General features: G+C 46.6%; 8 protein-coding genes. All 8 read left to right on the plus strand.

Going from position 1 to position 9,914, the window contains the following annotated elements; genetic code table 11:
* Positions 1 to 1,010 (plus strand): DUF2345 domain-containing protein (locus tag EAE91_RS22445; RefSeq protein ID WP_214090397.1); only part of this gene is annotated, 1,010 nt, incomplete at its 5' end.
* A gap of 20 nt (positions 1,011 to 1,030) precedes the next feature.
* A complete protein-coding gene (locus EAE91_RS22450; protein WP_214090398.1) occupies positions 1,031 to 3,244 on the plus strand; it encodes a hypothetical protein in 2,214 nt (737 codons plus the stop codon).
* Positions 3,245 to 4,195: a formylglycine-generating enzyme family protein gene (locus tag EAE91_RS22455; protein ID WP_376744728.1), complete on the plus strand. Its 951-nt coding sequence runs from the start codon at positions 3,245 to 3,247 to the stop codon at positions 4,193 to 4,195.
* Positions 4,192 to 4,338 carry a hypothetical protein gene (locus tag EAE91_RS22460; protein ID WP_214090399.1) on the plus strand — a complete coding sequence of 49 codons (147 nt, stop codon included), beginning with the start codon at positions 4,192 to 4,194 and terminating at the stop codon, positions 4,336 to 4,338. Before EAE91_RS22455 ends, EAE91_RS22460 begins: the two co-directional genes overlap by 4 nt.
* 326 nt (positions 4,339 to 4,664) lie before the next feature.
* Positions 4,665 to 5,129, plus strand: coding sequence for a cytochrome c oxidase assembly factor Coa1 family protein (locus tag EAE91_RS22465; protein ID WP_214090400.1), 465 nt, complete (start codon positions 4,665 to 4,667; stop codon positions 5,127 to 5,129).
* A 193-nt stretch (positions 5,130 to 5,322) separates the two neighbouring features.
* On the plus strand, positions 5,323 to 6,057 hold the full coding sequence (locus tag EAE91_RS22470) for a hypothetical protein (protein ID WP_214090401.1): 735 nt from the start codon (positions 5,323 to 5,325) through the stop codon (positions 6,055 to 6,057).
* A gap of 261 nt (positions 6,058 to 6,318) precedes the next feature.
* Positions 6,319 to 7,476: a hypothetical protein gene (locus EAE91_RS22475; RefSeq protein WP_214090402.1), complete on the plus strand. Its 1,158-nt coding sequence runs from the start codon at positions 6,319 to 6,321 to the stop codon at positions 7,474 to 7,476.
* Positions 7,473 to 9,914: ImcF-related family protein (locus EAE91_RS22480; protein ID WP_244868997.1), on the plus strand; the 2,442-nt coding region annotated here is incomplete at its 3' end. The genes EAE91_RS22475 and EAE91_RS22480, both read left to right, overlap by 4 nt.

The raw sequence follows: 9,914 nt of genomic DNA on the forward strand, positions 1-9,914 counted from the left end.
ACAACAAACTGCGCATGGACGATGAGCGCGGCAAAGAGCACATCAAACTGAGTACCGAATATGGCGGGAAAAGCCAGCTCAATCTGGGCCATCTGGTGGATGGAAAGCGACCGCATCCCAATAAGCGCGGCGAAGGGTTTGAGTTACGCACCGACGACTGGGGCGCTATCCGGGCCGGGAAGGGGCTGTTTATCAGCGCCGATCAGCAAGTTAAAGCTTCGGGACAGCAATTAGATATGGCGGCGGTGATCGAGCAATTAGAAACGGCCTTGTCTATCGCAAAATCATTATCACAGGCGGCAGAAATCGGCGAGGGTAAACCGGGGGATTGTGCAGCACAGACTAACCTTAACCAGACGCTAGAAGGGCTGAAAAAGCCGGGAATATTGATGCATGCGCCACAAGGGATAGGGATTGTCAGTCCTGAATCGGTCAGAGTGGCATCGGGTAATCGCAGTGTTGGCGTGATAGCGGGGAAAAATGTCGATATCAGCGCGTTGAAAGACATCACGGCTATTGGTGGTGAATCGGTGAATCTATTTGCGCAAAAATCCGGCATGCAATTATTTGCTCATCAGGGAAAGCTGGCGATACAGGCACAGGATGATGAACTGTCAGCGCTGGCTAAAAAGGATATGGCTATCACCAGCATAGAGGGAAAAGTCACGCTCAGTGCTGATCGGGAAATCTTACTGTCTAGTGGCGGTGGTTATATTCGGATTAAAGACGGCAATATCGAATTAGGTTGCCCCGGCAACATCCTGTTGAAAGCGGCCAATATACAAAAAATGGGCGCTGAAAATATTCATACACCAGCGCCGGTGCCGCCACGGGGATACAGTGGGTTTTTTACCTTAAAGGATCAGGACAGCGGGGAAATTTTACCTCACAGGCGTTACCGCGTTACCACCGGAGATGGGCAAGTGTTTGAAGGGATAAGTGATGAAAACGGTAGAACCGTTGAAATTCATACCGCCACGCCGGACAAACTGAATATTGAACACTTTTAACTTACTGAGAGGAAAACCGTATGGCCGTATCGACCGGAAAAACCGGGGTAAAACCGCAAAACACCGATGTATATATCAAAGCGGAGCCAGCAATATATTTCCACCCTGACAGTGAAACCTTGATTTTTGTGGATAAAGAAGATGTCCACGCATTAATGGAGGAGCATAACTTTCTGAGTCACTGTGTGGAACAGCGCATTGAGGCGGAACGTCAGTTAGACGCTCTGACAGAACAGTGTACTCAGCAGACAATGGTGCCTGCTTACGGGCAAGAAGTGCAGCTAAAAGCGGCTTATGACGAATTGAATGGTGCTTGTGAACGGTTACGCAATCAGCTAACTACCTTAAGTCCACCAGAAAATTTGCCTAAAACTACGTTATTGGATGAAAACGCCAAAAAAAGCGCGATAGGTATCACGGAACTGATAGCGATGGATAAAGGCTATCAGGGTTACAAATACACCTACGTTCGATCGGACAAAATCAAAAGCCACTGGCGGCGCTATAAGCTGAATGAACAGGATAAGAAAGGTGGTGGTAAAAGCTTTTTACGGGAAGTGCCGTATACAGATAAAGAGGGCAACAGCCGTACCCGAATGGAGATAGATGGCAAGAAACTGGAATCGCAAATTAAAAACCTCAAACCTTCATTAACGGTGCTGGATGTGAAGTTGATTGATGATCACAGTGGTGTTTGGGGGAAGTGGGCGCAAGACCTGAATAACAGCCTGAAAACATCGCCGTATGAAGGGGAACATATTGCGTTTGATTCACAATCCCAACTGATGCGCTGGTCTTATGGTGCGGGAGCCAAAGCCGCATGGAACCCGCTGGAAATCAGTAAGAATGGGTTGAAAGGGCTGTTGGACGGATCAGGGAAGATTAATTTTTATGCCAATTTTGCGTTGGCGGAGTCGCGAACCAGAGCGACGCTCCATCTGCCGGACAGGACCGGCGTGAAACTGTGCTATCCGCGCAAGGATGGCAGCGAAGGCGTGTTGGGAATATGGCGGTTTGACCTGACGCTAACACTATCGGGCAGCGTGGGGGCCAGTTTGGGGATTGAGGTAGGAGTAAACCTGAAAGGGGATGTGGCGAAAGGGGTACCGGTACAGATGGCGCTGGATGGTAATGGTGTACCGGGTCGTCGCAAGGTGGATGTCTCCAAGCTGCTGGAGGGATCGAATAACGGGGAGGAACTAGGCATGTTTGTCGGGGCAGAGTGCGGTGCCAATGTCAGTGGCGGCCTGATGTGGAAAAACCCGGAGAAGAATCCAATGGAATTTCGGCCGTTGGCGAAAGTCAGTGTTGGTATTACAGGGCAGGTTGGTGGAGGTTTCAGTGGCATTGTGTCGTTTAGTTATCGGGGGGGCCATATTCGCGTCATTGCCAAGGGTGGATTGTGTTGGGGCGTTGGCGCTAAAGGAGCAGTCGGTTTTGATATCGATGGCGAGGCGATATGGGAAGAGTTTATGCCGTGCCTGGCCTATATGTTGCGCAATATGGATTATGTGAAGATGTTGGAGTTGATGGCTGAGGAGCATTATTACGCGTTTTGTATGATGCCGTTGTTGAAGTTGGGAGAAATAGTAATAGCTAAGAATGTTAGTGGCTTAATTACCGATCTAAAGCAATCTTGGGATGATAAAGAAAAACGGGTGGCATTGATGGAGAAGATTAATGATAGCCAAGGAGACGTGCTGAAATATGCGCCACCGGAAACTCGCGGGGCAATGATTGCCGCGCTCATTGAAACTAATTTCTGGGATGAAGTCGCGAGTCCAGCCAGTAACCGTGAATTAAAGGGTGAATTCATGACGATATTCAGTGCGCGTAAACGGGCAATACTGGCGGTACTAAAATGGGTGCAGTCAAAACGCGACTACGAAAATGTGATGCAGAATTTGCATAAAGTACCGGGTGAAGTAGGGAAAGATCCCGATGCAGCAATAAATGACTGGAAAGAGGGAGAGGCGAAAGTGGTTGCCTTTTTGGGTCAAGGTGAAGCGCCGCAAGTCTATGGGAATAGTGATAAGTTTATTCCCTTTGCTGCTAAAGTCATTATTGAACCTAGTCATTATGCAAAAAATTTGAAAGATATTTATAACTGGTTACCTGCTAGTGCTGAGGTAGCGAAAAGCTTAAATGAACCGCTGAAACCAGTAAACGCAGAGTTATTTAAAAGTGTTACACAGGTAGTTATTGAGCAGCACGGTTATGTGAGGAATATTTAAATGATGAAAGGCATACTCTGTTATCCCTTAGTAGCTGGCTTGGTATTGCTAACACTGGCGGGTTGTAAAGATAAAAATAAAGTTCAGACAGAACAGCAGGCTTTGGTAAAAGAAGCATTGGCGGAAATGGTGCGGGTGGAAGGTGGCAGTTTTATGATGGGGGATTTTGGTCGCCGGGTAGCAGAACATTTGCCTTATAGTTTTGATATGGATAATAGGCTGGAACATAAGGTAACGCTGGACAGTTTTAAAATTGCAAAATATAAGGTGACTTGGGGGCAGTTTAATCGTTATCGGGCGATTCTAGGGTTACCGAAAACGGCATCCTATAATGACTTGAAATCTTCAGATCCTGACTACGAATATCTTAACCGAAGTACTGGAGATAATTATCCTGCTTCGGTGTATTGGCAGGAGGCCAAGGATTATTGCCAATGGTTGGGAAAAATCAGTGGTAAGAAAGTGGATTTACCGACAGAAGCTCAATGGGAGTATGCAGCTCGTAGTCGCGGGCAGTTATTTATCTTTGCCAGTAATAATAACAAGTATGGTTATAAAGAGAATTTTGCTTCTAGAATTAGTCCAGTTGGCTCTTATCCACCAAATCCTTTGGGATTGTACGACATGATGGGTAATGGTACCGATTGGGTTAATGATTGGTATTCAGCGGATTATTACCAACATTCTCCAGAGCATAATCCGCAAGGTCCTGAGCACGGAAACGAAAAGGTGATGCGGGGAATGAGTGGAGGGGATGGAGTATTCAGTACCACTATTACTCGGGATAAGGATTGGTTTGAAAATGGGAAACTCATTCCACCGGGCTACGGTTTCCGTTGTGTAGTTAACTACCCTGAAACCAAGCATTCAACTTTGGGTTTAACAGATTCACATGACGGAGAAAAGCCGACAATGAGTCAGCTTAATAAACAGGGAGTAGCAAAATCATGAAAAGCATACTCGGAGCCGAACTGGATAATGACGAGTATTCAGAAAGCGATTATCAACATTCACCGGAGTACAACAATGGCAAGGGTAAAAGGGGATTGAAGAAAGACACACTTTATCTGTGCGTTAAGATTTTCTCTGTGTGATGAATTTTTTTTGAACTAAAAGCACGATTTTGAATCTAACTAGTTTTATGGTTGTAAGGAGAAGCGAATAACTGAATAGAATGATCCTTGAAAAGGAGAAAAACAGTTAAATAAACAAAACAGTAACGTCGCTATATGAGGAAAGGATAATGATAACCATTATGAAATGGCGATGGGTTTTGCTTTCACGATTACAGAGGGAAATAAGCAATAGCTAAACGAGTTGTAAAAAACTGTAAATAGGGTTCTGCCCTATATCTGATGGAATAAGAAGTTCGAACATAAGATAACGTGGCATTTCGCCCGAATGAAAAGGTATTAACGAGATGAAAGAAAAAAATGTAACGATACAAAAAGAGTGGAGTTTATCGGATGACGAAGGAACGACGGGAATGCTCTCTCTTTCTGGAGAACGCAGTTGGGTGGTGCGTAAATGGAAATGGATGATTGTCTGCTTTATTCCTGTTTTCATCGCAGGTATATTTATGATTGCCATGAACGCAATAAAATCTTCGGAGCCCTATAAAAAAGCTTTATCGCTGGCACAATCTAATCCTGCGGTGAAAAGTGTTTTAGGTCAACCCATTGAAGCAGGCTGGTTTATTTCTGGCAGTATTAGCGAGAGTGAAGCGGGATTTGAAATTGCTATTAAAGGAAATCGGTCTGGTGGTACGGTGTATGTTGATGCAGATAAACATGCAGGACATTGGCGATATAAAAATATTACTGTTCAACCTGATGTAGGAGGGGAATTTATCGATTTACTGGCGGGTGGTAATTCTATGAAATAAAGATTATTTTCTTTGTATAGTGTTATTAAAACGCTCTTGAGCCGGTTTAATTTAATTGAAAAGTAATGAGAATCATTCTTAAAAGAGAAAATTAAGCAACGTAGAGTTAATGGTATTTAATTTTGTACCATAAGATATTGTTTTCTCTATGTGATTTTAGGTTATTACAAATGTTTTCTATAAAGGTAAGAGTATGGGCCGGAATAAATCCGTAAATCCTATAATAGTAGGCTTAGTATTACTGGCATTGTCAGGTTGTAAAGATGAAAAGAAAACTCAAACGGAGCCGCAGGCTTCGGTAAAAGAAGTGTCAATGTCTGGTGGCGGTTTTAATTTAACAAGCATCCGTGATAACAAAAACGAGCGGGTTAAACTGATGGAAAAAATCAATGCCAGTCAGGGGGACATATTAAAATATGCATCATCAAAAACGAAAGGAGAAATCATTGCGGTTCTGATTGATAGTAACTTGTGGGATGGCGTGGCAAATCCGGTAAAACACCATGAGCAGAAGTGTGAAGAAGGGACAATCGTTGATGCACGTAAGCGTGCAGTATTGGCTGCGTTAAAATGGGTACAATCAAAGCATGGCTACGAAAATGTCATGCAACATGCAGAGATGGTGCCGACGGTTGATGGCGAAGCCGATTGGCGAGCGAATGAAGCAAAAGTCATTGCCTTTTTAAGCCAGGGGGAAACGCCGAAAAGTTATGGGCGCAGTGATAACTTTATCCCTTTTGCCGCGAAAGTTACCATCCAGCCAAGCCATTATGCTGAAAACTTGCGAGACATTTATCGCTCATTGCCTTCTCTTCACGTAAATGCTAATGAACCACTGACGCCAGTAAATGTCGCATTATTAGGTAGTTGTACACAGGTGGTGGTTGATCAGCATGGTTGGCAGCAGGTAAATGTAGGCGCTAGTTGAGCCGTTTGGTAAATAATCTGCAAAGTAAGATTAACACTTGGCTGGCAGTGGATAATTCCATGAAATAAAGATTATTTTCTTGGTGTCATATTATTGAAATTCTCTTGAGTCGATTTAATTTAATTGGAAATTAATGAGAATTATTCTTAAAAGAGAAAATTAAGCAACGTAGAGTTAATAGTATTTTATTCTATGCCATAAGATATTGTTTTCTCTATGTGGTTTTAGGTTATTGTAAATGTTTTCTATAAAGGTAAAAGTATGGGCTGGAATAAACCCGTAATTGCAATCCAGCAGGAACCTGTCTCTCCTGTATTATGGCATTGGCTGGTTTCAGGCATGCTTATTATTTACATCGGTATGACTTGCTATGTGTTATGGTCTGGACAGATCAGGTCGCAACAGTGGTGGATAATTTTTGGTGCGGTGGGCCTAATATGGCTGGCTGCATTTGGGCTTAGGCTATATCTCTTTGGTCATCGGTTGGGGATATATCATTTTTGGAACCAAGAGCGACAATATATTGATAGAGAGTGGCAAAATTGGGCCAATCGACATATGTCTGTGTTACACAATGGCGTATTTTTACCGGATAAAATAACAGCCGGGACTATCGTGCAGGAAGAGCCAAAAATTGCCGTTCAATATGGTGAAAAAAAAGTAATAGACTATTTTTCATGGTCAGAAAATAAATGGCGTGATTCAGTGCAGATATTATTACACAGTGCTGAAAGGGCGATCTCTGATATCCCGCCGGACAGACAAATCTGCGCAACGGTTATCACTCATGGCTCTGTACAAGAATATGAGAAATTAAAGATGATATTGCAAGAAAAATGGCAATCGATTTTTCCTGCACGTAAACCATTATCTCAACTAAATCTGGTGCCTTATTTGTCGGCAATGCAGATTGAACATTGGTTAAAAGATCCGGCTAGTGAAGTGCAATTACTGATATTGCTGCAAATTGAAAACACCGGGCAATTTTCAGAAGGCTTAGGAGTATTGCTTATGGCAACCGATGATTTGACACAAAAATTTGCATTGACTGAAAAAGCCAGAATTTATCGACCAATGGAAATTGACGCTGAAAATTTTGAACAACAATTTAAAACCTTTATTAATACCCAATCATTTGCGAAAGAAGCCATCGGTATGTTAGGGGGTGATAACGATATGTATTCCTATACTTCACAAATTATGCCAGTGATTCAAGAGCAGAATGCGGCATTAAAATTAGAACGGATTAAAAATATTGAAAAATTTATTGGTGTGTTTGGCCCAAATGCCTATTGGTTGGCAACCGGGTTGGCTATTGATTTGTCTCAATATCATTCAGGGAATTATTTAGTTTTAGCGAAAAATGATCGTAACTGGACAGTAAATACAGTTCAGGCATGGGAGGAACAATCAAAATGATTAGTAATAAATGGATCAAAATCGGTAACGCACTGCTATTTATCGTCGTTGCTGCTGTATCGGCATTTTGCATCTGGTTTTACGGCGAAAAAATTGGATTGGATACAAATGATAAAAAGATATTTGCCTGGGGATTAGCTGTATTGATCTTTAGTGTACTGCGCCTTTTCCCGGTAATCGTTGGGATCTATCGGCAGGAATACCTCAGAAGGGAAATCGAACAGCAAGGTATGCGTCCTGCCAGAGAAGAACGGTTAAAAATTTATACCTCTGAGGATGAACATAGGGAGATGATCAATTTTCACCTTAGTCGGCGTTATGGTCGTTTTTGGCGTAACAAAGTACGTATCTTACTGGTGATGGGCGAAGATCAAGAAGTAGATCAGATAGCTCCTGGCCTCGTTCAGCAGAAATGGCAAGAGGGCGAGCACAATCTATTGCTGTGGGGCGGCAGTTTACAGGTTCAGCCGGATAAAGCGCAGTTACAGGCGTTGCGCCAATTGCGTCGCCGTCGTCCGCTGGATGGCGTGGTGTGGGCGATGAGCGAAGACCAGCTCGGTCAGCGGACGCAGATAGAGACCGCGTTGCGCATGCTGGAGAAACAGGGGCGACAGCTTGGCTGGCAGGCGCCGGTGTATGTGTGGAATGTGCGTCACAGCGACTGGGACCAGCGCGACCGGCCAACCCAGACCGTGGGCTGTTTTCTGTCCGGGGAGTATACGCCTGAGATGTTAGCAGAGAGCCTGAACAGCCTGATACCCACGCTGGCGAACCGGGGTATGGAACAGGCGATAGCGGAAAACCGTCACGACTTTCTGTTGCGACTGGCGCAGTCTTTGCGGGATGAGGGGGTAACACGTCTGGTCCGGCAGTTGACGCCGTTGCTGGACCGGCCGCCGATAAAGTTGTCGGGGGTGACGTTCAGTTTACCGCTGCCGGTGCCGTCAGGGATGGTGGAGCATGGCTGGCTGGTGGAGGCCAGTTGGGGCGGGGTGCTGGAGCATGTGCGCGATAGCCGGGGACAGGCGGTGGGTTTTCCGTGGGAAAAAAGCGCGCAGTGGAGTGTGATAGCGCTGGCGGCGTTGTGGGGCGTCGGCAGTGTGACCTCGTTTTGGGTTAACCGGCATCAGATAGCGGTGAGCCGTGAACGCATCAGCGCGGCCAGCGACCGTCAGGGAGATTTATCGGCCCGTCTGCTCAGTCAGCATGGGCTGCAACGGGAGATTGACCGGTTGCAGTCCCAGTCAGAGCGGGGAGCCCCCTGGTACAGCCGTTTCGGGTTCAATCAGAATGAAGCCCTTCTGAAAGCGATGTGGCCGGTGTATCAGCGCAATAATGCCGAACTGATACGTGATGCTGCTGCCCGGTTGCTCCATCAGCGTTTGACCGAACTGGTGAATCTGCCGGCGGGCAGCGCACAGCGTCATCAGCGTATCAAATCGGCCTACGACCAGTTGAAAGTGTATCTGATGATGGCGCGGCCGGAGAAAGCGGATGCGACGGTGATGAGCCGGGTGTTGATGGCGGACTGGCCGCACCGGGCCGGGGTGACGGATGGCTTATGGCAAAACAGCGGCGAGGCGTTACTGACGTTTTATGCGGAGAACTTACCGCGCCACCCGGAGTGGAAAATCAGTGTGGATAACGAACTGGTCAGTGAAGTGCGTCAGATACTGCTCAATCAGTTGGGGCAGCGTCATGCGGAAACCATGCTGTACCAGAAGATGCTGCAACAGGTGGCCCACAGTTACGGGGATTTAACCCTGGCGCAGATGACCGGGGCCACGGAGGCGAGTCGCCTGTTTACCACCCGTCAGGTAGTGCCGGGGATGTTTACCCGTCAGGCATGGGAAGGGCAGGTACAAAAAGCGATAGCGCAGGTGGTGGCTTCCCGGCAGGAGGAGATTGACTGGGTGCTCAGTGACGGCCGTCAGCCCGTATTGAAAGCGGTGTCCCCGGCGGAGCTGAAAGCCCGGCTGACGGCGCGTTACTTTACCGACTTCGCCGGGGCGTGGCTGAACTTCCTCAACAGCCTGCGCTGGCATAAAACCCATAACCTGTCCGACACTATCGACCAGTTAACCCTGATGGCGGATGTACGTCAGTCCCCGCTGATTGCCCTGATGGATACGCTGGCTTATCAGGGAGAAGCCGGGCAACCGGGCGCGGCGTTAGCGGATTCGCTGGTGAAATCGGCACAAAACCTGTTCCAGAACAATAAACCGTCGGTGATTGACCAGACCCGACTGCCACCGGGGCCGCTGGATAACGCGTTTGGCCCGTTATTGGCGCTGATGGGCCAGAGCGCGGCGGAAAACGGGCTGACGGCGGACCCGTCACTGAGTCTGCAAACCTTCCTGACGCGGGTAACCCGGGTGCGTCTGGCATTGCAACAACTGGCGAATACCGATGACCCCCCGGCGGTGATGGAAGCGCTG

It is taken from the genome of Photorhabdus noenieputensis, assembly GCF_018448935.1.
Taxonomy (GTDB): domain Bacteria; phylum Pseudomonadota; class Gammaproteobacteria; order Enterobacterales; family Enterobacteriaceae; genus Photorhabdus; species Photorhabdus noenieputensis.

What these genes read in the sequence shown, in the direction of transcription:
- EAE91_RS22450 (WP_214090398.1), top strand. Translation starts at nt 1,031, where the DNA reads ATGGCCGTATCGACCGGAAAAACCGGGGTAAAACCGCAAAACACCGAT.
- EAE91_RS22455 (WP_376744728.1), top strand. Translation starts at nt 3,245, where the DNA reads ATGATGAAAGGCATACTCTGTTATCCCTTAGTAGCTGGCTTGGTATTG.
- EAE91_RS22460 (WP_214090399.1), top strand. Translation starts at nt 4,192, where the DNA reads ATGAAAAGCATACTCGGAGCCGAACTGGATAATGACGAGTATTCAGAA.
- EAE91_RS22465 (WP_214090400.1), top strand. Translation starts at nt 4,665, where the DNA reads ATGAAAGAAAAAAATGTAACGATACAAAAAGAGTGGAGTTTATCGGAT.
- EAE91_RS22470 (WP_214090401.1), top strand. Translation starts at nt 5,323, where the DNA reads ATGGGCCGGAATAAATCCGTAAATCCTATAATAGTAGGCTTAGTATTA.
- EAE91_RS22475 (WP_214090402.1), top strand. Translation starts at nt 6,319, where the DNA reads ATGGGCTGGAATAAACCCGTAATTGCAATCCAGCAGGAACCTGTCTCT.